Genomic DNA, 23,774 nt, shown 5'->3' on the forward strand with positions numbered 1-23,774 from the left:
CGCCCGGCATCATGGCTCCCCCGGGGCACGGGACGGACACGGGCGGGACGGCGACGAGCGGGACGGGCAGGGCGGCGGATGAGGCCGGTGAAGAGTGCGGCGGCGGGATCCCGCGGCGCGCGGCTGCTGCCGCTCGCGGTGTGGGCACTGACCAGGGCGGCGCTGCTGCTGTGTGTGTTCAAGGTGTTCACGGTGCCGGGCCCGGACGTCACGGTGGATGTCTCGGTGATCTACCGGGGCTGGTACGAGGTCCTGCGCACCGGCACGTACCCGCTGGACGACATCACCTGGCAGTACCCGCCCGCCGCGGCGCTGGCCATGCTGTCCCCGGCGCTGCTGCCGTTCCTGGAGTACGCGGCGGCGTTCTTCGTGCTGGTGCTGCTGTGCGACGCGCTGGTCCTGGGGCTGCTGCTGTACGCCGGGCGGCGCCCGGGGATACAGGACGCGGGCGCGTGGGTGTGGGTGGCGGGGGTGCCGCTGCTGGGCCCGACCGCGTACGCCCGGTACGACCTGATGGTGACGGCGCTCGCCGTGGCGGCGCTGCTGGCCGGGCTGCGCCGTCCCCGGGTACTGGGGGCGCTGGCCGGGTTCGGGGCGCTGCTGAAGGTGTGGCCGGTGCTGCTGCTGGTGGGCACCCGGCGCGGGCGGGCGACGCGCGGGGCGTGGGTCTCGGCGGCGGTGACGGGTGCGGTGGTGGCCGCGGGGTGCGCCCTGGCCATGCCGGGCGCGTTCGTGTTCCTGGAGTTCCAGCGGGAGCGGGGCACCGAGATCGAGTCGCTGGGGGCGCTGTTCTTCCACGGGGCCCGGCATTTCGGCTGGGAGGGACGGGTGGAGCTGCACTACGGCTCGCTGGAGTTCCTCGGACCCCATGTACCGCTGGTCTCGGCGCTGGCGCTGGGGCTGAGCCTGCCGGCGTTCGGCTGGCTGCTGGTGTGGCGGCTGCGGGCCCGTGAGTTCTCGGTGCGCACCCCGGCGGACGCGGCGTTCACGGCGGTGCTGCTGTTCACCACGACCAGCCGGGTGATCAGCCCGCAGTACCTGGTGTGGCTGGTCGGGCTCGCGGCGGTCTGTCTGGTGTTCCGGGGCGGCCGGACAGGGCTGCCCGCCTGTCTGGTGCTGCTGGCGACCGGCGTCACCCTGCTGGAGTTCCCGCTCGGGTTCGGGCATGTGGTGGCCAGTGACGCGACGGGGGTGGGTCTGCTGGTGGTCCGCAACGGTCTGCTGGTGGCGGCCTCGGTCATCGCCGGGCGGCGGCTGTGGCGGGAGACGGTGCCGGGGCGCGGGCGGCCCGCGGGGCGGGCGGACCGGGGCGCGGCGGACACCGTGTCCGGTGCGGGCGCTCAGCCCAGCCGGGCGCTCAGGTAATCCCGCCAGGACGCCGTGAAGTCCTGGGGGGTCGTGTCGAGGACGGTGCGCAGCGCGTGCTCCACCGACCCGTCCCGGCCCGGGTGGCGCCCCACGGCCTCGTAGAAGGCGATCAGCTTCTCCTCGCCCCACCGGTCGGCGATCAGCGCGCAGGCCAGCCAGCCGCCCTCGTACGCCCCGGCGAGCTTCCCGGCGTCCCCGGCGAAGGCGAAGTCCTTGTCCGCGGGCAGTTCGGCGGGCCGCTCGCCGCGCCGTACGGCCCGGGCCAGTTCGGGCGCGATCTGCTCCGCCGGGCGGTCCTCCGCGCGGTAGGCCGTCCAGTCGGCGAAGCCCTCGGAGAGCCACATCGGGGTGGCCGCGGACGTCCCGGGCCGGGTCGCCACATGGGTGGTCTCATGGGTCAGGACGACCCGTTGGCCGAAGGTGCCGAGCATCGCGTACGCCTGCGGGTTGACGATCACCCGGTCGGCCAGGGCCGGGCGCCGGCCGGTGCCGCCGACCTCGCCGGTGGTGACGGCGGCTATGCCCCGGTAGCTCGCCTCCGGTGAGCCCAGCAGCTTCGCCATGTCCTCGACGGAGTCCGGTACGAGCACCACCACCCGGCGCGCCCAGGACCGGGGCCAGGCGCCGGAGACGGCCGGAACGGCGAGGTCGGCGGTGTCCGCGACCCGGCGCAGCTCCCCCTCCTCCCGGCCGACGCCCAGGACGAGGCTGTGCGCCCCGCGCACGACCTGGACGTCGCCCTGCTGCCAGAGCTGGTCCGCGGCGTCCTTGCCGGGCCGGTCGGCGGCGATGTACCAGCGCTCCCCCGCCCCGGCGCGGGTCAGCTCCAGGGTGCGGCGGGTGGCCATCGGGGCGCTGTCGTATCCGGCGATCCGGTAGCGCAGCTCGACATCGGCGGTGGCCCTGCGCTCGCCGTGCCCGCTGACGCCCTTCAGCTCGTACGTCCAGGACTTCAGGGGTACGTCGGCGAGGTTGGCCAGCTCGGTGCGCTGGGCGGCCCGCAGCTTCGTGGCCCGGGGGTCGATCACGGACAGGAAGGCGGTGGGGTCGTGGGCCAGGACGGCGGCGGCCCGGTCGTCCAGGACGGCACCGATCTCCCGGGCCGTGGGGCCGGTGGCGGGGGCGTCGGGGCCGGCGCAGGCGGACGTCAGCAGCAGACCGGCGAGCACGGCACCCGCCGTACGCCGTCCGCGGGGTCTGCCCCGCCGCGCGTCACCCCTGAGAACAGCCACCCTGCCGATCGTACGGTCAGATACGGGTGACCGAGGAGACGGGCATCATGCCGACGGGGTCGAAGCGCACCCTGGCCCCGGGGTAGGGGGCGTGGATGACCTGGCCGTTTCCCACGTACATCCCGATATGGCTGGCGTCCGCGCGGTAGGCGACCAGATCTCCCGGCCGTGCCTGGGAGAGCGGCACCATCCGGCCCGCGTACCGCTGGGCCTGCGAGGTGCGCGGCAGGCCGACCCCGGCCTGGGCGTACGCCCAGCGCATCAGCCCGGAACAGTCGAATCCCGAGGGCCCCTCGGCGCCCCACACATAGGGACGGCCGAGCGCCCGCGTGGCCGCCGCCACGGCGGCCATCCCCCTCGGTGAACCGGGCAGGACGCCGGTGAGGTCCACGGCCGCCCCGTCGCGGCCGGAGCGCGAGGCCCGGTCGAAGGAGGCGCGCTCCCCGGCGGGCAGCGCCTCCAGCAGTTGGCGGGCGCGGGCGAGCTTGGCCTCGACGGTGCGCTTGTGGCGGAGGACGGCGCTCCGGCCGGCTTCCAGTTCGGCCAGCGATCGGGCGGCCTCCGCGCGGGTCTGCGCGACCTTGCGCTGGGCCCGGCGGAGCTTGTCCAGGACCAGTGACTGACGGCTGTTCACCCGTTCCAGGGTGGCGGCCCGGTCGAGATAGGTGTCGGGGTCCGAGGAGAGCAGCAGGGCGAGCGAGGGGTCGATGGAGCCGGAGCGGTACTGCGCGCCGGCGAGCGAACCGAGCGCCGTACGCATCCGGTTGATGCCTTCCTGACCGCGCGCCGCCCGGTCCTGGGCGCGGTCCACCTCGCCGCGCAGCCGGTCGACCCGCTCCCCGGCCTCGTTGAACTGCTCGGTGGCCCTCTCCGCCTCGCCGTACAGCCGGTCGACCTCGGCCCTGGCCGCCTCGGGGCTGTCCTGCGGGTCGGCGCTCGCCGGGGGCCCCGTGAGCGTCGCGGCCGCGGTGGCCGCGGCGGCCGTGAGGACAGTGGCCCGGATGCTCCGGCCGAGACCGGGCTGAGTGGAACGGCGATGGGACACCACAGGAAGCCGCACTTCCTTCCGCTGACGCAGAGGTGCGCAGCCCCTGCCGCCCGGGGCGGGCGGACCGACGACCGGGAGCTGCACAGCAGGCAGACAGTAATCGGACGGCTACGCGGCGGCCAAAGACCGCGCCGGGGGCGCGCGGGGGTGTCAAACAGCTCCGCCCCACCGGTGACCTCGGTCTCCGGCGGGGCGGGGCGTCAGTGGAGCGGGGCGTAATTCGCCCGTTCGGGCGTCAGGCGACGCGGACGCCGAACTGGAAGGTGCCCATGTAGTCCATCGACTCGTAGCGGACGTTGGCGCCCGGCTTCGGAGCGTGCAGGATCTGGTTGCCGCCCGCGTACAGGCCCACGTGCGAGGTGTTGTTGAAGAACACCAGGTCGCCCGGCTTCAGCGCGCTGCGCCCGATCCGCTGACCGTCGTTGACCTGGGTGTAGGTGACGCGGGAGATCTGGACGTTGGCCTGGGCATAGGCCCACTGCGTCAGCCCGGAGCAGTCGTAGGAGCTGGGGCCGGTGCCGCCGGGGTAGTACGGCTTGCCGATCTGGGTCGCGGCGGCCTGGAGGGCGGCGGCGCCGCGGGCGGAGGCGGGAACCTCGTTGCCCAGCTCCACCCGGTCGCCCGCGGCGCGGCTGGCGCGCTGCTCGTCCGCGTCCATCTTGGCGCGCTCGGCGACGGTCAGGGTGTTGAGCAGCCGCCGGGCCTCGGCGAGCTTGGCCGAGGACTTCTTCTTGTTCTCGCCGAGCGTCTTGCGGACCTCGGCGAGGTCGCCCAGCTTCGCCTGTGCTTCCTTGCGCTGCTGCGCGAGGGTGCGCTGCTTGGACTGGATCTTCTGGAGCGACTCGGTCTGCTTGGCCGTCAGCTGGTCCAGCGCGGAGGCCTGGTCGAGGAAGTCGTCCGGGTCCGAGGCGAGGAAGAGCTGCACGGACGGGTCGATACCGCCGGAGCGGTACTGCGCGGTGGCGATCGAACCCAGTTCACCGCGCAGGGTGTTGAGCTCGTCCTGGCCGCGGGCGACCTTGTCCTGGAGCGCGTCGACCTGCTTCTTGAGCTTGTCCTGCTGCTCCTTGGCCCCGTTGAACTTCTCGGTCGCCGCCTCCGCCTCGTGGTAGAGCTTGTCGACCTCCGACTTGACGTCGGCCTTGCTCGGCTTGGGGTCGGCGTGGGCGGCCTGGGAGGACAGGGCCACTGCCGCAGCGGCGGCCGCGGTGAGCACGTTCACGCGGGCGCGGCTCGGCTGCTTGGGACGACGGTGGGACGCCACGAAGGCGAGCTCCTTCTTCCTCGAGCCGCCTACCGGGCTGTGGGGGACTTGGATCCCCGGCTCCGTGCATGTCACGGACTCGGCGGTGCCTTCGCCGCCACCCCGAATGGGTGATCAACCGTGCGAAGGTTCGAGGCCTGACCTTAGTGACCATCTCGTGATCAGTTCAAATCCTCACAAGAAAAATCTCACCACTTCAGGTACTTCTTTACACACATCGCACCGCCTGTAGCGGCGACTTGACGGTACGTTCCGGAAATCCCGGCATGCCGCACATGTCGCGCATGTCGAACTAGCCGGTCATGTCCGGCCATGCGCCCTCAGACGCGGGAGAGCCGCTTCAGCAGCAGGGCGGACGCGACCGGCCGGGCCCCCGCCTTGGCCACCCCGTCCGCCACCTCACGGTCGGTGGAGACCACCACGACGGGCCGGCCGGGCGGTTCCGCACGGGCCAGTTGACGGATCAGCTCGTCCGCCGTGACCCCCGCCTTGCTGAACAGCACCCGGACCCCGCGCGGCGGGGCGAGCAGTACCGGCACGGCCAGCTCCGCCCCGTCGAACACACAGGTCATCTCGGCGCCGGTCTGCGCCGCGAGCACCGAGAGACCGCCCAGCAGCCGCAACCGCTGCTTCTCCAGCGGCATCTGCGGATATCCGGTCTTGGTGACGTTGTAGCCGTCCACGATCAGATGCGCCTGCGGCAGCGCGAGCAACTGGTCCAGGAGCGCCGGGTCCGTCTCCGAAAGGGCCCTGGCGGCGATGTCCTTGGGCGACATCCGGCCCGGCTCCACCGCCTCGACGCCGTCGGCGGGACGGATCGTCGAGGGCGGCAGCGCCAGTTCGCGGCGCAGCCCGCGGGCCGCGTCCAGCACCGTGTCGAGCAGCAGCCGCAGGCGCATGTCCTCGACGGAGCGCCCCTCCCTGGCCGCCCTGCGGCTCGCCTCGACGGACGACTCCGCCTCGCCGAGCCGCGCCTTGAGCCGCCGCGACTCGCTCTCGGCCGCGGAGACCTGGGCGGCCGTCTCGGCCCGCAGCGCGTCGGCCTCGGCCGCGCTCCGGCGCAGCGCCGCCTCGCTGCGCTTCACCTCGCTCTGCGCGCTGCGCAGTTTGCGGTGGAGGGACTCGGCCTCCTTGCGGGCCGCGTCCAGCTCGGCGCGCAGCCTCTCCGTCTCGCTCCTGGTCAGCGCCCGCGCCTGGGCCAGTTCCTCGCGCAGCCGGTCCAGCTCGCGCCGGGTCTCCTCGTCGGCCCGTTCCGCGTCGGCGCGCTGGACCTCCTCGCCGGCGGCCTCTACCAGCTTGACCCAGCCGGCCGGGCGCAGCACATAGGCGGCCGCGGCCACATCGACGGGATCGGCGGCGGCGGGCGGCGCGCCCGCCTCCAGCGCACCGGCCAGCTCGGGCTGGGCCTGGGCGATCCGCTCGCCGATGCGCTGCCGGAACAGCGGATCGCTCGCCAGGGCGGCCGCCATCGCGTTCCCGGCGAACTTGGCACGCCGGGTCGGGGTGAAACGGGCGTACTGCCGCAGCTGGGCGGGCAGTTCGCTGACCGTCAGGCCGCCGAAGGCGTCCGCGACCAGCGCGACGACCCGCCGCCGTACGCCCTCGGGCAGCGGGCGGTCGAGCACCTCGACGGCACCGTCGTCGGCCGCATCGGCCGGTTCGGCGCCGTTAGTCGGCTGCTCCACCATCCGTCACCCCAAATTGTCTGTCCGGGCGGCCCCCTCAGGAGTCGGCACCAGGCCTGTCCACCAGTTCGATCTGGTCCACCGCGTTGCACCAACGACACCGGACCGACTCGATGGTCTCACTGACCACCTCGCGCTCCTCGACACTCGACTCCCCGGCCAGGTCGAGATGAACGTACTCGACGACCTTGGAGGACCTCGTCACATCGAAGCGAGTGAGATTGCCGCAGAGCGTGCAGCGCCAGCGAGTAGCGTCGGTCGGCTGGGGAACCGTCGTCATCGTTGCGTCCTCTTTCGTCGTTCGTCCGTCCACCGGGCCTCGGCCGCGCGCGGCCGGGTCCCGTGCTGTCCTGTCCCAAGGATCTCGCGGTGCGCCGTCGAACTGCGGAAGTCCTGGCGCAACCCTACGGCCTCGCGTATACCCATCGGCACGGCGAGGCGCTCTGTCCGCTTCTCCACCGGTGCGTCATGCTCTGTGCATGATCGATTGGCGGGACAGGGCCGCAAGAATCCGGGCCGCGGCCGCGGCCGGCGGCGCTCCGGTCACCTACGGACTGATCGCGCTGAGCTGCGCCGTCTTCCTGGTCAGCCCGCTGTCCGGGTTCAGCCCCGGCTACGGCACCGGCGACACCCTGCTCGCCGCGCAGGCCGCGTACTTCGAGCGGTGGGGCGTCATCCCCGCCGAGCTGTGGGACGGCTCCGCGCACGCGACGCTCACCCCGCTCACCGCCCTGTTCGTGCACGGGAGCTGGCTGCACCTGCTGGGCAACCTGCTCTTTCTGTACGTGTTCGGCGCGATGACCGAGGAACGGATGGGCCGCCTGGAGTTCACGTTCTTCTATCTCGGCTGCGGCTATCTGGCGCTGGTCTGCTTCGCGGCGACGCACGCCGGGTCCGACCAGACCCTGGTCGGCGCGTCGGGGGCGATCTCCGCCGTGCTCGGCGCGTTCCTCCGCCTCTTCCCCAGGGCCCGGGTCACCAGCCTCTTCCCGTTCCTCTTCTTCCTGCCGCTGCGTTTCCCCGCCTGGATCGTGCTGATCTTCTGGTTCGTCCTGCAGTGGCTGGCCGCCCGGGCCGCGGGCAGCGGCCCCGGAGTCGCGTATCTGGCGCATGTGGCGGGGTTCGCCGCCGGGTTCCTCTACGCCTGGGGACGCTGTCGGGGTGGGGCTAGAGTAAAGAGTCCCACCACGGCCACCGAGGGAGAAAGCCAGCCGTGATCACCGCGATCGTGCTCATCAAGACCAGCGTGGACCGGATTCCCGAGATCGCCGAGGCCGTCGCCGCGCTGGACAGCGTCAGCGAGGTCTTCTCCGTCACCGGTACGTACGACCTGATCGCCATGGTCCGGGTGGCCAAGCACGACGATCTCGCCGATGTCATCCCCGGCCGGATCAGCAAGATCCCGGGCGTCGAGGGGACCGACACCCATGTGGCGTTCCGTACGTACTCCCAGCACGACCTGGAGGCGGCCTTCGCCATCGGCCTGGACGCGTAAGCGGCGGGTACGGCTTCGGCCGGGTACGGGGCAGCCGCCCGGTACCCGGCCGAAGCCGTTTCGCGTACCCGTGTCCGCGGGTCAGACCTGCGCCGCACCCCGGTCCGGGACGCAGCGGCCGCCCTCGGTGCGGTACTTCCACTGGGCGCCCTCGCGGACCAGTTCCCCCACCGCCCGTACGAAGCGCTCGATGTGCTCGTCCGGCGTACCGGCACCGAAGCTGACCCGGATGGCGTTCAGCGAGCGCTCGCCCGGCTCGGCTTCCGGAGCGCCGCACTCCCCCGGGTCCTGCGGGTCGCTGCCCAGCAGCGTGCGGACCAGCGGGTGGGCGCAGAACAGACCGTCGCGGACGCCGATGCCGTACTCGGCGGAGAGCGCGGCGGCGAAGTGCGAGCTGTTCCAGCCCTCCACCACGAACGAGATGACGCCGACCCGCGGGGCGTCGTCGCCGAACAGCGAGAGCACCTTGACCTCGGGGACCTCCGCGAGTCCCCCGCGGACCCGGGCGACGAGCCGCTGCTCACGGGCGACCAGGTCGTCGAAGCCGGCCTCGGTCAGCGCCTTGCAGGCGGAGGCGATGGAGTAGACGCCGATGACATTGGGCGAACCGGCCTCGTGACGGGCCGCGGTGGTGTGCCAGTCCACGTCCACGCCGCCGTCGGTGCGCCGGGCGACCTTGCGGGAGGCACCGCCGCCGGCCAGGTAGGGCTCGGCCTCCTGGAGCCAGTCGGCGCGGCCCGCGAGGACACCGGAGCCGAACGGCGCGTACAGCTTGTGTCCGGAGAAGGCGACCCAGTCGACGTCCAGCCCGGCGATGTCCACGGGGTGGTGCGGGGCGAGCTGGGCGGCGTCCAGGACGATCCGGGCACCGTGCGCGTGGGCGGCGGCGGCCAGTTCCTTCACGGGCCACAGCTCACCGGTGACGTTGGAGGCGCCGGTGACGCAGACCAGGGCCGGGCCGTAGGGGTCGCGGTCGGCGAGCGCCCGCTCCAGGGTCTCGACCGCCTGGGCCGGGGTGCGCGGCGCGTTGAGGTAGGTGACCCGGGCGTCGCGCCAGGGCAGCAGGGAGGCGTGGTGCTCGGTCTCGTACACGAACACCTGGCAGTCGGCGGGGAGTACGGCGGCCAGCAGGTTGAGCGAGTCCGTGGTCGAGCGGGTGAAGATCACCTGGTCCTCGGCCCGGCAGCCGAGGAACTCCGCGACGACGGCGCGGCTGTTCTCGAACAGGTCGGTGGAGAGCTGCGAAAGGTATCCGGCGCCGCGGTGGACGCTGCCGTAGTACGGGGCGTACGCGGCGACGTCGTCCCACACCCGCTGGAGCGCCGGGGCACTCGCCGCGTAGTCGAGGGCCGCGTAGGTGACCTCTCCACCCGTGACCAGCGGAACAGTGACGTTCTCCCCCAGAACCGGCAGAGGGGCACAAAGGGAACGATCGGTGGCAGCGGTGGAGACAGACATGGCGAACTCCCGTAACAGGCAGGCGAAATCCATGCGCCGGCGGATACGCGGCAGCGCAGGAGAGGGGGAAAGAGGTGCGCGGAGAAGGGCGTCGAGCCCTATCGCATTCGCTTGCTCACAAGAGGCTCCCTAGGGACCAGGACCCCGGGGGTTGGCATACAACGATGCCGAGGGGCCCGCGCTTGCCGCAGACCTCGCTGCCTACGGCCTGGTCTTCACCCGGGGCACCCCGCCACGGACGGAGGGTTGCCGGACAGCGGGCCGGGGCCGTAGTCGCTGTCACTCATGACCTGCGCAGCATCTTGCCATACGTACCGGCATGCGCAAGGGCGCGGTCCGTCATCCGGACCGCGCCCTCGGCCACACTTTCCGCGTTCAGAGCCTGTCGGGTGGCCTTCGATCGGCGAGTGGACGCGGCATGGTGCGTGCGATTCCAAGGCGCCGGGATGGCCTCGTAGCGGAGCTACCAGGGCATTTCGGCAACGCCGGAAGCGTGCGTGCCAGGGCGTGGCCACCCGATCAGAGGTCACCCGACAGGCTCTCAGGCGTTGCTGGCCGCCACCCAGCGCTCCAGCGCCCGCTTGGCCGCACCGGAGTCGACCGAGGCGGCGGCCTCGGCGGTCTTCGCCGTGATCCGCTCGTTCAGCGTGCCCTCGCCCTGGTCCAGCGCGACCAGGGCCGCGGCCGCGTTGAGCAGCACGGCATCGCGTACGGGCCCCCGCTCACCGTCCAGCAGCCGGCGGGCGACATCGGCGTTGTACGAGGCGTCGGCCCCCCGCAGTGCCTCGACCGGCACCAGTTCCAGGCCCACGTCGCGCGGGTCGAAGGCCTCCTCGCGCACCCGGCCGTCGCGGACCACCCAGACCCGTGAGGTGGCGGTGGTCGTCAGCTCGTCGAGGCCGTCGTCACCGCGGAAGACCAGGGCCGAGTTGCCCCGGTCGGCGAGCACGCCCGCGACGATGGGCGCCATCCGCGCGTCGGCGACACCGACGGCCTGGGACCGCACCCGGGCCGGGTTGGTCAGCGGCCCCAGGATGTTGAAGGTGGTCTGCGCGCCCAGCTCCTTGCGGGCCTTGGCCGCGTACCGCAGGGCGGGGTGGAACTTCACGGCGAAGCAGAAGGTGATGCCCGCCTCCTCCGCCACCGCGACGACCCGCTGCGGGGAGAGGTCGAGGTTGACGCCCAGTTTCTCCAGTACGTCGGAGGAACCGCTGGCCGAGGAGGCGGCACGGTTGCCGTGCTTGACCACCTTGGCACCGGTGCCCGCGATGACGATCGCCGCCATCGTGGAGATGTTGACCGTCTTGGCCAGGTCCCCGCCGGTGCCGACGATGTCGACCGTGCGGCCCGGTACGTGAATGGTGTTGGCGTGCTCGTACATCGCCCGGACGAGTCCGGAGACCTCGTCGACCGTCTCGCCCTTGGCGCGCAGCGCGACCGCGAAGCCGGCGATCTGCGCGTCGGTCGCCTCGCCGCTCATGATGCGGTCCATGGCCCAGGCGGTGTCGTCCGACGTGAGGTCCTCGCGGCGCAGCAGCGGGTTCAGCACGCCGGGCCAGGAACGGTCCGCCACGCTGTCGCCGCCGTTCGGGGTCACAACGTTCATGGTCCGCTCCAGGGGTCCACAGCCGGTAAAGGGAATGGCTCCACCCTATCCAGCGCCGGGGACAGCGAAGAGCCCCGTCCATCGAATGGACGGGGCTCCCGCTGTGGCGATCAGTTCAGGCGATCAGTGGTGACCGTGGCCGCTGGTGATCTCCTTGTACTCCTCGGCGGTGGGCTTGGCGATCTGGTTGCCCTCGCCGTAGAGGCCCTTGCTGAGCTTGACGCGCAGCTTCTCCAGCAGGGAGACCTTCCGCTTGACGCCGTTCTCGTCGACCGCGGGGCCGATCTCGGCCGGCTTGTACTGCTCGTGCGCCGTGAGCGTGTGCAGCTGGCCCTGGCTGAGCGGCTCGTGGATCTCGACGAACTCACCGTGCGGCAGGCGCTTGATGATGCCGGACTCACGTCCGTGCAGCACCTTCTCCTTGTCGCGGCGCTGGAGGCCGAGGCAGATCCGCTTGGTGACGATGAACGCGATGACCGGTCCGGCGAAGAAGAAGATCCGGACGAACCACGAGATGGCGTTCAGCGACAGGTGGAAGTGCGTGGCCCACAGGTCGTTGCCACCACCGACGAGGGCGATGAAGTACGCCGTGATCCAGGCGACGCCGAAGGCCGTACGGGTCGGGGCGTTGCGCGGGCGGTCCAGGATGTGGTGCTCGCGCTTGTCCCCGGTGATCCAGGACTCGAGGAACGGCCAGAGGGCGATCGCGCCGAGCATGACACCGAAGCCCACCAGAGGGATGAGCACACCCAGGACCAGCGTGTGGCCCCAGAGGTTGATCTCCCAGCCCGGCATCACGCGCACCAGACCCTCGGTGAAGCCCATGTACCAGTCGGGCTGGGCACCGGTGGAGACCTGGTCGATGCGGTACGGGCCGATGGCCCAGATCGGGTTGATCGAGGCGATGCCCCCGATCAGGGCGATGATGCCGAAGACCAGGAAGAAGAACCCTCCGGCCTTCGCCATGTACACCGGCAGCAGGGGCATGCCGACGACGTTCTTGTTGGTCCGGCCCGGACCCGCGAACTGCGTGTGCTTGTGGTAGAAGACCAGGATCAGGTGAGCGACCAGCAGACCGAGCATGATGCCCGGCAGCAGCAGGATGTGGACCGAGTAGAACCGGGCCACGAAGTCGCCGCCGGGGAACTCTCCGCCGAACAGGAACATCGAGATGTACGTGCCCACGATCGGCATGGACAGGATCGCGCCCTGGGTGAAGCGGACACCCGTACCGGAGAGCAGGTCGTCCGGCAGGGAGTAGCCGGTGAAGCCGGTGAACATGCCCAGCACGAACAGCAGGAAGCCGAACAGCCAGTTGATCTCACGCGGCTTGCGGAACGCACCCGTGAAGAAGACGCGCATCATGTGCACGAACATGGCGGCGAGGAAGATCAGCGCGGCCCAGTGGTGGATCTGCCGCATGAGCAGACCACCGCGGACGTCGAAGCTGATGTCCAGCGTCGAGGCGTAGGCCTCGGACATCCGGATGCCCTGCATCGGCTCGTACGAGCCGTGGTACACGACCTCGTTCATGCTCGGGTGGAAGAACAGCGTCAGATACACACCCGTGAGGATGATGATGATGAAGCTGTAGAGCGCGACCTCACCGAGCATGAAGGACCAGTGGTCCGGGAAGATCTTGCGCATGTTGGCCTTGGCCAGGCTGTAGATGCCCAGCCGGCCGTCCGCCCAGTCGGCCACCCGCTCGCCGGCGGGCGCCTTGCGCTCGCTCGCCGCGTCAACGGTCGCTGTGTTGGTCGTCGAAGTACTCATCCGCGCTCCCAGAAGGCAGCACCGACGGGCTCATCGAAGTCGCCGAGCGCCTGAAGGTTGCCCTCAGTGTTCACGCCGATCCGCAGCTGCGGGAGAGGGTGACCGGCCGGACCGAAGATGACGCGAGCGCCGTCGGAAAGGTCGAAGGTGGACTGGTGGCACGGGCAGAGCACGTGGTGCGTCTGCTGCTCGTACAGGCTGATCGGGCAGCCGACGTGGGTGCAGATCTTCGAGAAGGCCACGATGCCCTCGTGGGCCCAGTCGCGCTCCTTCTTGTCCTTGATGTCGTCCGGCTCGATGCGGATGATCATCAGGGCGGCCTTGCCCATCTGCGTCTGGAAGTCGTGCGCCTCCGGGTCCAGGCCCTCGGGCATGGCGAAGGTCAGCGAACCGACGACGATGTCCTCGGGACGCAGCGGCTCCATCGTGTTCATGTTGATGAGCTGCTTGCCCCTGGCCCACAGGGTGTGGCGGAGCTTCTTCTCCGGCAGCGGACCGAGGTCGCGCAGCAGCACCACGCCGGAGAGCGGCACCAGGGCCAGCGCGCCGAACATGGTGTTCCGGATCAGCTTGCGCCGTCCGAAGGCGGACTCCTCGGCACCGGCCTTGAAGTCGGCGAGAACCTTCGCCTTGACCTCGGGGGCCGCCTCGATGGCGTGCCGCTCGTCGGCGACCTCCACGTCGGACATCAGGGTGCGCGCCCAGTGGACGGCCCCCGCGCCGATGAAGAAGAGCGCCACGCCGAGGGTCACACCCAGGGAGAAGTTGAGCGCGCTCACATGGCCGAAGGGCCAGATGAAGACGATCTTGTCCACCGGGAAGATGACGTAGGAGGCGATGAAGCCCACCGTCGCCAGCATCGACAGGGTGAACATGAACGCGACGGCCCGCTCGGAGCGCTTCGCGGCACGTTCGTCGATGTCCTGGATGCGCGGCTTGTGGGCCGGCAGCCCCGGGTCGGCGAACGGGTCGTCCGTACCCTCTACCGCGCCGTGCGCGGTCTCCTGCTCTGCGGGCAGGGTCTCTTCTGGAATCTCTTGGCTACTCATGACTTCTTGGCCTTAGCGGTGTGGGCCGCGACCCAAACGGCAACTGCGATCAGTGCGCCCAGCCCGAAGATCCATGCGAACAGACCCTCGCTGACCGGTCCGAGTCCGCCGAGGGAGAGCCCTCCGGGGTTCTCGGACTCGGCACCGTTGACGGTCTTGATGTACGCGATGATGTCCTTCTTCTCCTGCTCCGGCATCGTGGTGTCGGGGAAGGAGGGCATGCTCTGCGGGCCGGTCTGCATGGCCTCGTAGATGTGCTTCGGGCTCACGCCTTCGAGGCTCGGGGCGTACTTGCCGTGTGTCAGCGCGCCGCCCTCACCGGTGAAGTTGTGGCACTGGGCACAGTTGGTGCGGAACAGGTCGCCGCCCTTGGCGACGTCTGCCCCCGCCGGGTCGACCTGCTTCTCGGTCGGCGTGATCGGACCGGCGCCGAGCGACGCCACGTACGCCGCGAGCTGGTCGATCTCGGCCTGGGTGTAGATGACCTTCTTCTTCGGTACCTGGGCGCCCGGCTGCTGTGCCGGCATACGGCCCGTACCGACCTGGAAGTCGACGGCGGCGGAGCCCACGCCGACAAGCTGCGGCCCGTCGGTGGTGCCCTGACCGCCGGCTCCGTGGCAGCTGGCGCAGCCGACGGAGTAGAGCTTCTTGCCCTCCTCGATGGCGAGGGACTGGGCGGTTTCATCGGCCTGCGCCTTGCCCGCAGGCGCAAACGCGGCGTACAGCCCCCCGGTAGCCGCCAGCGCGAGGAGTAGTACGACGATCGCCGCCAGTGGATGGCGTCGTCGTGCGGAGAGCTTTTTCACGGATTACCCCGGTGTCAGGATCTTCTGCGTCGATGGTGGGTGGGTGCGAGCCCGGTTACTTGATCATGTAGATCGTGGCGAAGAGGCCGATCCACACGACATCGACGAAGTGCCAGTAGTAGGACACGACGATGGCGGCGGTTGCCTGTTCGTGGGTGAACCTCTTGGCCGCGTATGTTCTGCCGAGAACCAGCAGGAAGGCGATGAGACCGCCTGTCACATGCAGACCGTGGAAGCCGGTGGTCAGGTAGAACACCGAGCCGTACGGGTCGGACGACAGGGAGAGCCCCGCGTCCTTGACCAGCTCGGTGTACTCCAGGACCTGGCCGCCGATGAAGATCGCACCCATCACGAAGGTGATGATGAACCAGGTGCGGAGCTTCTTCACATCGCCCCGCTCCGCGGCGAAAACGCCGAGCTGGCAGGTGAGTGAGGAAAGCACCAGGATCGTGGTGTTCGTCGCCGAGAACGGGAAGTTCAGATGATGAGCCATCTCCTTCCAGTGATCCGGTCCCATCACCGATCGCAGGGTGAAGTACATCGCGAAGAGGGCCGCGAAGAACATCAGCTCGGAACTCAACCAGATGATGGTTCCGACGCTGGTGAGGTTCGGTCGATTGACCGACGGGTGCGCGTGCCCGGTTTCTACTGTCGTTGCTGTCGCCACGACCGACATTATGTCGGTCGCTTATCCCGCCCTCACTCCGGGGGGTGCCGTTCGGTGTGTCAGAGGGGTGTGTCCTCCCCGAACGGCCCATCGAATCGGTGTCATTACCGGTGCTGACAGGCTGTCGGTCGGAGTACGATCCGCGCATCGGTTCATGCCCCGAGAGCCCCGAAGACACAGATGTCACGGAGGAACAATGCAGCCGACCGCCACGGTCCTGGTCTACAGCGACGACGCCAACATCCGCGAGCAGGTGAGGCTGGCAGCCGGTCGCAGGCCTGCGGCGGACGTGCCACCGGTGGAGTTCCTGGAGTGCGCCACCCTGCCCGCCGTCCTGTCCGCACTGGACGGCGGCGGCATCGACATCTGCGTGCTGGACGGGGAGACGGCTCCCGCGGGCGGCATGGGCGTCTGCCGGCAGATCAAGGACGAGATCTTCGACTGCCCGCCGGTGCTCGTGCTGATCGGCCGCCCGCAGGACGCCTGGCTGGCCACCTGGAGCCGCGCGGACGCCGCGGTGACCCTGCCGGTCGAACCGGTCGAGTTCGCGGACGCCCTGGCCGCCCTGCTGCGCTCCCGGCTCTCCGTGGGGGCCTGAGGGCCCCCACGGGGGCCTGGGGAGACGTTCCGGGGGGCAGCGCACTCCGCTGCCGGGTCAGACCTGGGGGCGCAGGCGTGCGGCCTGGACCGTGTTCGCGCCGTCCGGTGCCCCGCTGTGCAGGGCACTGCCCCTCTGCCACTTCTCCCAGGTCAGGTTCCAGTCGCCGAAGCCGTTGTCGAACGGGGTCATCGTCTCGCCCTCGCTGCCGACGACCTTGACGATGTCGCCCTCGCGGACGGTGTCGAAGAACCATTCGGCGTCGTCGGTGCTCATGCCCGTACAGCCGTGGCTGACGTTCGCGCTGCCCTGCGAGCCGGTGGACCAGGGGGCGGCGTGGACGTACTCGCCGCTCCAGGTGACCCGGGTCGCGTAGTAGACCGGCAGGTCGTACGACTCGGAGGAGCCGGCCGCGATGCCGATGCTCTCCCCGCGCATGCGTACGTAGTACTCCTTGCCGAGCACCACCTTGACGCCGTTGCGGGTGGAGAAGCCGGGCTTGCCGGTGGTGACCGGAATGGTGTTGATCACTTCTCCGTTGCGCAGCACCGTCATCGAGTGGTCCGAGGCGTCGGTCACGGCCTCGATGCGGTCCCCGGTGGTGAGCTTCAGCGGCTTGGCGGCGGCCCCGTAGAGGGCGTTGGTCACCTTGATGCCCGTGAGGTTGCTGCGGACCTCGATGGTGGCCCTGGCGGGCCAGTAGTCCTGCGGGCGGTAGTGCAGGGTCTTGTCGTCCACCCAGTACCAGGAGCCGGTCACCGCGGGCGTGGAGCGGACCTTCAGGGCGCGCTCCACGGTGGCCCGTGAGGCCTTGTCCGCGACCGGAGCGCTCAGTTCCGCCGTGATGGGCTGTCCGACGCCGTAGGTGCCCGCCCTGGGGCCGAAGGAGACGCTCAGCAGCTTCTTGGGCGAGGCGGTGTCGAACGTGAGCGTACGGCTGCCCGGAGCCCCGTCGTCGTCCTCGGTGGAGACCCTGACGGTGTATCCGGTGCCGGCCGCCAGCGGGGCCGTGGAGTGCCAGCGTCTGCCGTCGGCGGTCAGCTCGCCCGCCAGATGGCGGCCGCCCCGGTCCACCGCCGACACATCCGTGATCCGGGTGTCGTCATCCGTGACGGTGACTTCGAGGGGCTTGTCCGGGTCGGCCTTGCGGCCCTCGGACGGACCGTTGAAGGAGACCTGGTCGCCCGCGTCGTACGGCTTCGCCGCGAGCGGATGGCCATCGGATCCACCACAGGCCGTCGCCCCTGCGACCAGGGTCACGACCAGCAGAGTGCAGCTCACTACGGTGCGGATGCGGGGCGTCTGGTTCATGAACCCACGCTAAGAAGATTCATCCGATCCAGCGCGTTCAGTGCCTGCAAACGAGCGAGGGGCCCGGACCGCTCGGCTGAGCGGTCCGGGCCCCTCGCGGGGTGCTGCGGGTGTTACGGGTGGTGCGGTGTCACTGGGTGCGGTTCTCACCGCGGTAGTACTCGAAGACCCAGCCGAAGAGTCCGATCAGCAGGATCGGGGCCGAGAAGTAGAGCAGCCACCAGCCGAAGACGACGCCCATGAAGGCGAAGGCGCCGCCGACCGCCAGCGAGAGCGGCTGCCAGCTGTGCGGGGAGAAGAACCCCACCTCGCCGGCCTCGTCCGCGACATCGGCTTCCTTGTTGTCCTGGGCCATCTGGTCGACCCGGTTGGCCGTGAAGGCCAGATAGAAGCCGATCATGATGCTCAGGCCGAAGGCCAGGACGAGCGCGGTGGTGCCCACCGGCTCCTTGGACCACACACCGTAGGTGACGGCCATGGCGAGCATGAAGACGCTCAGCCAGATGAACATCTTGCCTTGGACCTTCACTTGCCCGCCTCCTTGCCGCCGGCGAGGGCCTTGTCGGCCTCGGAGTGGTGCTCAAGCTGTTCGAGCGCCGAGATCTCCGGGTGGTGCAGGTCGAACGCCGGGGATTCGGAACGGATCCGCGGCAGCGTGAGGAAGTTGTGCCGCGGCGGCGGGCAGGAGGTCGCCCACTCCAGCGAACGGCCGTAACCCCACGGGTCGTCGACCTCGATCTTCTTGCCGTACTTGGCCGTCTTCCAGACGTTGTAGAAGAACGGCAGCATCGACAGGCCGAGCAGGAACGAGGAGATCGTCGAGATCGTGTTCAGCGCGGTGAAGCCGTCGGCGGCGAGGTAGTCCGCGTAACGACGCGGCATGCCCTCGGCACCGAGCCAGTGCTGCACCAGGAACGTGCCGTGGAAGCCGATGAACAGCGTCCAGAACGTGATCTTCCCGAGCCGCTCGTCCAGCATCTTGCCCGTGAACTTCGGCCACCAGAAGTGGAATCCGGAGAACATCGCGAAGACCACGGTGCCGAAGATGACGTAGTGGAAGTGCGCGACGACGAAGTACGAGTCGGAGACGTGGAAGTCCAACGGGGGCGAGGCCAGGATGACGCCGGTCAGACCACCGAAGGTGAAGGTGACCAGGAAGCCGACGGCCCAGAGCATCGGTGTCTCGAAGGACAACGACCCCTTCCACATGGTGCCGATCCAGTTGAAGAACTTCACACCGGTCGGTACCGCGATCAGGAAGGTCATGAAGGAGAAGAACGGCAACAGCACACCGCCGGTGACGTACATGTGGTGGGCCCACACGGTCACCGAGAGGCCCGCGATGGCGATCGTCGCGCTGATCAGGCCGATGTAGCCGAACATCGGCTTACGGCTGAACACCGGGATCACTTCGGAAATGATTCCGAAGAACGGCAGGGCGATGATGTACACCTCTGGGTGGCCGAAGAACCAGAAGAGGTGTTGCCAGAGCAGTGCGCCGCCATTGGCCGCGTCGAAGATGTGCGCGCCGAACTTGCGGTCCGCCTCCAGCGCGAAGAGCGCGGCGGCCAGCACCGGGAAGGCCAGCAGGACCAGCACACCGGTCAGCAGGACGTTCCAGACGAAGATCGGCATGCGGAACATCGTCATGCCGGGTGCGCGCATGCAGATGATCGTGGTGATGAAGTTGACCGAACCGAGGATCGTGCCGAAGCCGGAGAAGGCCAGACCCATGATCCACATATCGGCGCCGATGCCCGGCGAGCGGACCGCGTCCGACAGCGGGGAGTAGGCGAACCAGCCGAAGTCGGCCGCACCCTGCGGGGTGAGGAAGCCGGCCACCGCGATGATCGACCCGAAGAGGTACAGCCAGTACGCGAACATGTTCAGCCGCGGGAACGCCACGTCGGGCGCACCGATCTGGAGCGGCATGATCCAGTTCGCGAATCCGGCGAACAGCGGCGTCGCGAACATCAGCAGCATGATCGTGCCGTGCATCGTGAACGCCTGGTTGAACTGCTCGTTCGACATGATCTGCGTGCCGGGACGGGCCAGCTCGGCGCGCATGAAGAGCGCCATCAGTCCGCCGATGCAGAAGAACACGAACGACGTGACCAGGTAGAGCGTGCCGATCGTCTTGTGGTCAGTGGTGGTCATCCACTTGATGACGACGTTTCCCGGCTGCTTGCGCCGTACCGGCAGCTCGTCCTCGTACGAGTCGTCTGCTGCCTCGGCACCCTGAGGTTCGTTGAGGATGCTCACAGTTTGTTCGTCTCCGCATTCCTGGCCGGGTCCGTCTGCTCGATGCCTGCCGGCACGTAGCCCGTCTGACCCTTCTCCGCCAGCTCCTTGAGGTGCTGCTGGTAACGCTCGGGAGAGACGATCTTGACGTTGAAGAGCATCCGGGAGTGGTCGGCGCCGCAGAGCTCGGCGCACTTGCCCATGTAGGTGCCCTCCCTGGTGGGAGTGACCTCGAACGCGTTGGTGTGGCCCGGGATGACGTCCTGCTTCATGAGGAACGGCACCACCCAGAAGGAGTGGATGACGTCACGCGAAGTAAGGACGAAGCGGACCTTCTCACCCTTCGGCAGCCACAGGGTCGGACCCGGGTTGCCGTTCTGCGGGTTGCGGGTGCCGGGGATGCCCACGTCGTAGACGCCGCCGGCGTCCTTGGGGAAGTCCTTGCGGTACCGGTCGGGAATGGCGTCGAGTTCCTTGGGGATCTCGCTGCCGGCGGAAGGCTGGCCTTCCACCTTCTCGATGTAGTTGAAGCCCCAGCTCCACTGGTAGCCGACCACGTTGATGGTGTGGGCCGGCTTCTCGGAGAGTTCGAGGAGCTTCGATTCATCGCGCGCGGTGAAGTAGAAGAGCACCGAGACGATGATGAGGGGAACCACTGTGTACAACGCCTCGATGGGCATGTTGTACCTGGTCTGCGGAGGTACCTCCACCTTGGTCCGGCTGCGCCGGTGGAAGATGACGCTCCAGATGATCAGCCCCCAGACAAGGACACCCGTGACGAGCGCTGCCGCCCACGAGCCTTGCCAGAGGGAGAGGATCCGAGGGGCCTCTTCCGTTACCGGGGTGGGCATACCAAGGCGAGGGAAATCCTCCCAGTTGTATGAACAACCGGAGGCCGTCGCCAGGACCAGGCCCGCAGTCAGCACCTGCGGCAGCTTCCGCCGCATCGGGCGCCGCGACGAGCGGTCGGAGCCGTTGGGACTCACGTAGCGCCTTCCCGAGAGTCTCGCCCGCACGGTCGGCGCGCCCGTCTCGCTGGTCGGTCGCCGGCCCTGACGCGGGCAGGGGTTTGGATGTTTATGCGGACCAAACCCTACTGGACGCTATTTGGGGTCGCGCGGGGAGGGTGCCCAACGCGCCGCCCGACTCCCCGAAGGGGTGGAATCCGGGCCTCCAGCCGCCATCTGACGCCCCCTCTCCCGTCCCGGCGGGCGGTCGGCTCCGGGGTGGGAGCGGGGGCGGGCTAGCGTGGCGGCGTGCCCTACTTCGACGCCGCCTCCGCCGCCCCCCTGCACCCCGTCGCCCGCCAGGCGCTGCTTGCCGCCCTGGACGAGGGCTGGGCCGATCCCGCCAGGCTCTACCGGGAGGGGCGGCGCGCCCGGCTGCTGCTGGACGCGGCCCGGGAGGCGGCGGCGGACGCGGCCGGCTGCCGTCCGGACGAGCTGGTGTTCACCTCTTCGGGGACGACGGCGGTGCACGCCGCGATCGCCGGGGCGCTCGCCGGGCGTCGGCGTGTCGGACGCCATCTGGTCCACTCCGCGGTCGAACATTCGTCGGTACTCCATTCGGCCGCGGCCCATGAGGCCGCGGGCGGGTCGTGCTCCGAGGTGCCGGCCGGCCGGTCGGGGGCGGTGAGCCCGGAGGCGTACGCCGGGGCCCTGCGCGCCGACACCGCGCTGGCCTGCCTCCAGTCGGCCAACCATGAGGTGGGCACCGAGCAGCCGGTGGCCGAGGTGGCCGGGATCTGTGCCGCCGCCGGGGTGCCGCTGCTGGTGGACGCGGCCCAGTCGCTGGGGTGGGGGCCGGTGCCCGGCGGCTGGTCGCTGCTGACCGCCTCCGCCCACAAGTGGGGCGGGCCCGCGGGGGTCGGGCTGCTGGCCGTGCGCAAGGGGGTCCGCTTCTCCCCCCAAGGCCCCTTCGGGGAACGGGAGTCGGGGCGGGCCGCCGGGTTCGAGAACATCCCGGCGATCGTGGCGGCGGCGGCCTCACTGCGGGCGGTGCGCGCCGAGGCGGCGGCCGAATCGGTACGGCTGCGGGCCCTGGTGGAACTGATCCGGACCTCGGTGGCCGCGCGGGTGCCCGATGTGGAGGTGGTGGGCGACCCGGAGCGGCGGCTGCCGCATCTGGTCACCTTCTCCTGTCTCTATGTCGACGGGGAGACGCTGCTGGATGAACTGAATCGGGAGGGATTTTCCGTATCGTCCGGTTCGTCCTGCACCAGCAGCACACTGACGCCGAGCCATGTGCTCAAGGCGATGGGCGTGCTGTCCGAGGGAAATGTCCGGGTCTCGCTCCCGGCGGGCACCACCCGGGCCGATGTCGACCGCTTCCTCGATGTCCTGCCGGGCGTGGTGGCCGGGGTCCGGGAGAAGCTGGGCGCCCCGGTGGCCGCCCCCGTCTCCCCCGCTCCCGCGGAGTCCCTCGTCGTCGACGCTCTGGGCCGGCGCTGCCCGATTCCGGTGATCGAACTCGCAAAGGTGATCGGAGAGGTGCCCGTGGGCGGCACGGTGACGGTCCTGGCCGACGACGAGGCGGCGCGCCTGGACATCCCGGCCTGGTGCGAGATGCGCGGTCAGGAGTACGTGGGTGAGGAGCCGGCGGACCGGGGCTCGGCCTATGTGGTCCGCCGGCTCGGCTGACTACACCAGGTGGACGCGCACCTCGGCGGCGGCCACGTCGCCGTACGCCTTGGTGAAGCGGTCCATGAAGTCGGTGTGGCGCAGGGTGTACTCCTGGGTGCCGACCGTCTCGATGACCAGGGTGGCCAGCATGCAGCCGACCTGGGCCGCGCGCTCCAGGGAGACGCCCCAGGCCAGACCGGAGAGGAAACCGGCCCGGAAGGCGTCGCCGACGCCGGTCGGGTCGGCCTTGGCCTCCTCGTCCGGGCAGCCGACCTCGATCGTCTCCTCGCCGACCCGCTCGATCCGGACACCGCGGGCGCCGAGCGTGGTGACCCGGTGGCCGACCTTGGCCAGGATCTCCTCGTCGCTCCAGCCGGTCTTGGACTCGATGAGCCCCTTCTCGTACTCGTTGGAGAAGAGGTACGTGGCGCCGTCCAGCAGGATCCGGATCTCCTCGCCGTCCATGCGCGCGATCTGCTGGGAGAAGTCGGCGGCGAACGGGATGCCCCGGGTGCGGCACTCCTCGGTGTGCCGGAGCATCGCCTCGGGGTCGTCGGCGCCGATCGAGACCAGGTCGAGGCCGCCGAACCGGTCGGCGACGCTCTTCAGCTCGATCAGCCGGGCCTCGCTCATCGCGCCCGTGTAGAAGGAGCCGATCTGGTTGTGGTCGGCGTCGGTCGTACAGACGAAGCGGGCGGTGTGCAGGACCTCGGAGATCCGTACGGAGCCGGTTTCGACACCGTGCCGGTCGAGCCAGGCGCGGTACTCGTCGAAGTCGGAGCCGGCGGCGCCGACGAGGACCGGGCTGGTGCCGAGCAGGCCCATGCCGAAGCAGATGTTCGCGGCGACACCGCCCCGGCGCACATCGAGGTTGTCGACGAGGAAGGAGAGGGAGACCGTATGCAGCTGATCCGCGACCAGCTGGTCGGCGAAACGGCCGGGGAAGGTCATGAGGTGATCGGTGGCGATGGAGCCGGTGACTGCAATACGCACGGGGAGAATGCTCCTGCGGAAGGCGAAGGGAACGCTGAGCGCGCCCTCCGGGACGGCGTGACAGTTCACGCTACCGGGTGATCGCGTTCCGACCGAGAGGGGAAAACTACCCGATAGTAGGGCTTTCTACCTGAGCACGACCGTGCATACGGTGCGGATATGTCGAAGCACATCGCACCGCGTGAGTCCGAGATGAGCCTTGCCGAGCTGCGCGGTGACTGCGCGCGAATGGCGCCGCACTGGGTGGTACCGGCGAGGGCGGCCGCGGCCCCGGTGGCACCGTCCCTGATCCACGGGGTATCGGTGCCTCCCGCGTCCGCCCGGCTGATCGACTCGATGTCCGAGTACGGCGACTGAGACCGGTCCGAGCCCCGGAACCGGCTGCGGCAAACGGCTTTTTCCGGCCGGTTCCCACCGGTCCGGCCGGGGCTCCACCGGCGGGCGCGGACTCCCCCGCGCACGCCGGTGGAACCGTGCGCTCCCCTGCTCCGTCCCACCGTTGTCCACCACCCGGGGGACACACGGCAGACACCGTGACGGCGATGCAGTCGAAGGAGCG

The 23,774-nt window shown here is 69.9% G+C and carries 22 protein-coding genes and 1 riboswitch; of the genes, 6 read left to right on the forward strand and 16 right to left on the reverse strand.

Annotation, left to right across the window (positions count from 1 at the left end; all coding sequences use genetic code 11):
- Positions 1-87: 87 nt before the first annotated feature.
- Positions 88-1,365 (forward strand): glycosyltransferase family 87 protein, encoded by a 1,278-nt coding sequence (locus OHA98_RS29625; protein ID WP_266929968.1) that lies wholly within the window; start codon positions 88-90, stop codon positions 1,363-1,365.
- On the opposite strand, the gene OHA98_RS29630 is transcribed toward OHA98_RS29625, so the two are convergent.
- The 5 genes from OHA98_RS29630 to OHA98_RS29650 all read right to left on the reverse strand — a co-directional run bounded on the left by OHA98_RS29630 (position 1,341) and on the right by OHA98_RS29650 (position 6,877).
- Entirely contained in the window at positions 1,341-2,600 is a 1,260-nt protein-coding gene (locus OHA98_RS29630; protein ID WP_266929969.1) for a hypothetical protein, read from the reverse strand. The genes OHA98_RS29625 and OHA98_RS29630 overlap by 25 nt on opposite strands.
- A gap of 16 nt (positions 2,601-2,616) precedes the next feature.
- A complete protein-coding gene (locus tag OHA98_RS29635) occupies positions 2,617-3,648 on the reverse strand; it encodes a C40 family peptidase (protein WP_266929971.1) in 1,032 nt (343 codons plus the stop codon).
- 235 nt (positions 3,649-3,883) lie between these two features.
- Positions 3,884-4,912: an NlpC/P60 family protein gene (locus tag OHA98_RS29640; RefSeq protein WP_266929973.1), complete on the reverse strand. Its 1,029-nt coding sequence runs from the start codon at positions 4,910-4,912 to the stop codon at positions 3,884-3,886.
- 320 nt (positions 4,913-5,232) lie between these two features.
- Positions 5,233-6,597, reverse strand: coding sequence for an NYN domain-containing protein (locus tag OHA98_RS29645; RefSeq protein WP_266929975.1), 1,365 nt, complete (start codon positions 6,595-6,597; stop codon positions 5,233-5,235).
- 37 nt (positions 6,598-6,634) lie between these two features.
- Entirely contained in the window at positions 6,635-6,877 is a 243-nt protein-coding gene (locus OHA98_RS29650) for a hypothetical protein (protein ID WP_018555472.1), read from the reverse strand.
- A gap of 199 nt (positions 6,878-7,076) precedes the next feature.
- Between OHA98_RS29650 and OHA98_RS29655 the strand changes: the two genes are divergently transcribed.
- Positions 7,077-7,814, forward strand: a complete 738-nt coding sequence (locus tag OHA98_RS29655) for a rhomboid family intramembrane serine protease (RefSeq protein WP_266929979.1) — start codon at positions 7,077-7,079, stop codon at positions 7,812-7,814.
- Positions 7,811-8,092 carry an Lrp/AsnC family transcriptional regulator gene (locus OHA98_RS29660; protein ID WP_123470113.1) on the forward strand — a complete coding sequence of 94 codons (282 nt, stop codon included), beginning with the start codon at positions 7,811-7,813 and terminating at the stop codon, positions 8,090-8,092. Before OHA98_RS29655 ends, OHA98_RS29660 begins: the two co-directional genes overlap by 4 nt.
- Positions 8,093-8,173: 81 nt before the next feature.
- Here OHA98_RS29660 and OHA98_RS29665 read toward each other — a convergent pair whose 3' ends face one another.
- The 6 genes from OHA98_RS29665 to OHA98_RS29690 form a co-directional block, all read right to left on the reverse strand.
- On the reverse strand, positions 8,174-9,550 hold the full coding sequence (locus OHA98_RS29665) for an aminotransferase class V-fold PLP-dependent enzyme (RefSeq protein ID WP_266929980.1): 1,377 nt from the start codon (positions 9,548-9,550) through the stop codon (positions 8,174-8,176).
- 173 nt (positions 9,551-9,723) lie between these two features.
- Positions 9,724-9,841: riboswitch (SAM riboswitch) on the reverse strand.
- A gap of 250 nt (positions 9,842-10,091) precedes the next feature.
- Complete coding sequence (gene trpD, locus OHA98_RS29670) at positions 10,092-11,156, reverse strand: anthranilate phosphoribosyltransferase (protein WP_266929982.1); 1,065 nt, start codon at positions 11,154-11,156, stop codon at positions 10,092-10,094.
- Between the two features lie 123 nt (positions 11,157-11,279).
- On the reverse strand, positions 11,280-12,929 hold the full coding sequence (locus OHA98_RS29675; protein ID WP_266929984.1) for a ubiquinol-cytochrome c reductase cytochrome b subunit: 1,650 nt from the start codon (positions 12,927-12,929) through the stop codon (positions 11,280-11,282).
- Entirely contained in the window at positions 12,926-13,978 is a 1,053-nt protein-coding gene (locus OHA98_RS29680) for a ubiquinol-cytochrome c reductase iron-sulfur subunit (protein WP_266929986.1), read from the reverse strand. Before OHA98_RS29680 ends, OHA98_RS29675 begins: the two co-directional genes overlap by 4 nt.
- Positions 13,975-14,784 carry a c-type cytochrome gene (locus tag OHA98_RS29685; RefSeq protein ID WP_266929988.1) on the reverse strand — a complete coding sequence of 270 codons (810 nt, stop codon included), beginning with the start codon at positions 14,782-14,784 and terminating at the stop codon, positions 13,975-13,977. Before OHA98_RS29685 ends, OHA98_RS29680 begins: the two co-directional genes overlap by 4 nt.
- 55 nt (positions 14,785-14,839) lie before the next feature.
- Positions 14,840-15,460 carry a heme-copper oxidase subunit III gene (locus tag OHA98_RS29690; protein WP_266807862.1) on the reverse strand — a complete coding sequence of 207 codons (621 nt, stop codon included), beginning with the start codon at positions 15,458-15,460 and terminating at the stop codon, positions 14,840-14,842.
- A gap of 187 nt (positions 15,461-15,647) precedes the next feature.
- Here OHA98_RS29690 and OHA98_RS29695 point away from each other — a divergent pair, with 187 nt between their 5' ends.
- On the forward strand, positions 15,648-16,049 hold the full coding sequence (locus OHA98_RS29695) for a hypothetical protein (RefSeq protein WP_266929990.1): 402 nt from the start codon (positions 15,648-15,650) through the stop codon (positions 16,047-16,049).
- Positions 16,050-16,106: 57 nt separating this feature from the next.
- Here the strand turns inward: OHA98_RS29695 and OHA98_RS29700 are convergent, their stop codons facing one another.
- The 4 genes from OHA98_RS29700 to coxB all read right to left on the reverse strand — a co-directional run bounded on the left by OHA98_RS29700 (position 16,107) and on the right by coxB (position 20,587).
- Positions 16,107-17,360, reverse strand: a complete 1,254-nt coding sequence (locus tag OHA98_RS29700) for an Ig-like domain-containing protein (protein WP_266929992.1) — start codon at positions 17,358-17,360, stop codon at positions 16,107-16,109.
- Positions 17,361-17,490: 130 nt separating this feature from the next.
- A complete protein-coding gene (locus OHA98_RS29705; RefSeq protein ID WP_266929994.1) occupies positions 17,491-17,889 on the reverse strand; it encodes a cytochrome c oxidase subunit 4 in 399 nt (132 codons plus the stop codon).
- Entirely contained in the window at positions 17,886-19,622 is a 1,737-nt protein-coding gene (ctaD, locus tag OHA98_RS29710) for a cytochrome c oxidase subunit I (protein ID WP_266929996.1), read from the reverse strand. The genes OHA98_RS29705 and ctaD overlap by 4 nt, the downstream gene beginning before the upstream one ends.
- Entirely contained in the window at positions 19,619-20,587 is a 969-nt protein-coding gene (coxB, locus tag OHA98_RS29715; protein ID WP_266929998.1) for a cytochrome c oxidase subunit II, read from the reverse strand. The genes ctaD and coxB overlap by 4 nt, the downstream gene beginning before the upstream one ends.
- Positions 20,588-20,857: 270 nt before the next feature.
- Between coxB and OHA98_RS29720 the strand changes: the two genes are divergently transcribed.
- Complete coding sequence (locus OHA98_RS29720; protein WP_266930000.1) at positions 20,858-22,240, forward strand: cysteine desulfurase/sulfurtransferase TusA family protein; 1,383 nt, start codon at positions 20,858-20,860, stop codon at positions 22,238-22,240.
- Here the strand turns inward: OHA98_RS29720 and OHA98_RS29725 are convergent, their stop codons facing one another.
- On the reverse strand, positions 22,241-23,215 hold the full coding sequence (locus tag OHA98_RS29725; protein WP_266930002.1) for a carbohydrate kinase family protein: 975 nt from the start codon (positions 23,213-23,215) through the stop codon (positions 22,241-22,243).
- A gap of 159 nt (positions 23,216-23,374) precedes the next feature.
- Here OHA98_RS29725 and OHA98_RS29730 point away from each other — a divergent pair, with 159 nt between their 5' ends.
- Complete coding sequence (locus tag OHA98_RS29730; RefSeq protein WP_266930004.1) at positions 23,375-23,572, forward strand: hypothetical protein; 198 nt, start codon at positions 23,375-23,377, stop codon at positions 23,570-23,572.
- Positions 23,573-23,774: the final 202 nt, after the last annotated feature.

Source organism: Streptomyces sp. NBC_00654, assembly GCF_026341775.1.
In the GTDB taxonomy this organism is placed as follows: Bacteria; Actinomycetota; Actinomycetes; order Streptomycetales; family Streptomycetaceae; genus Streptomyces.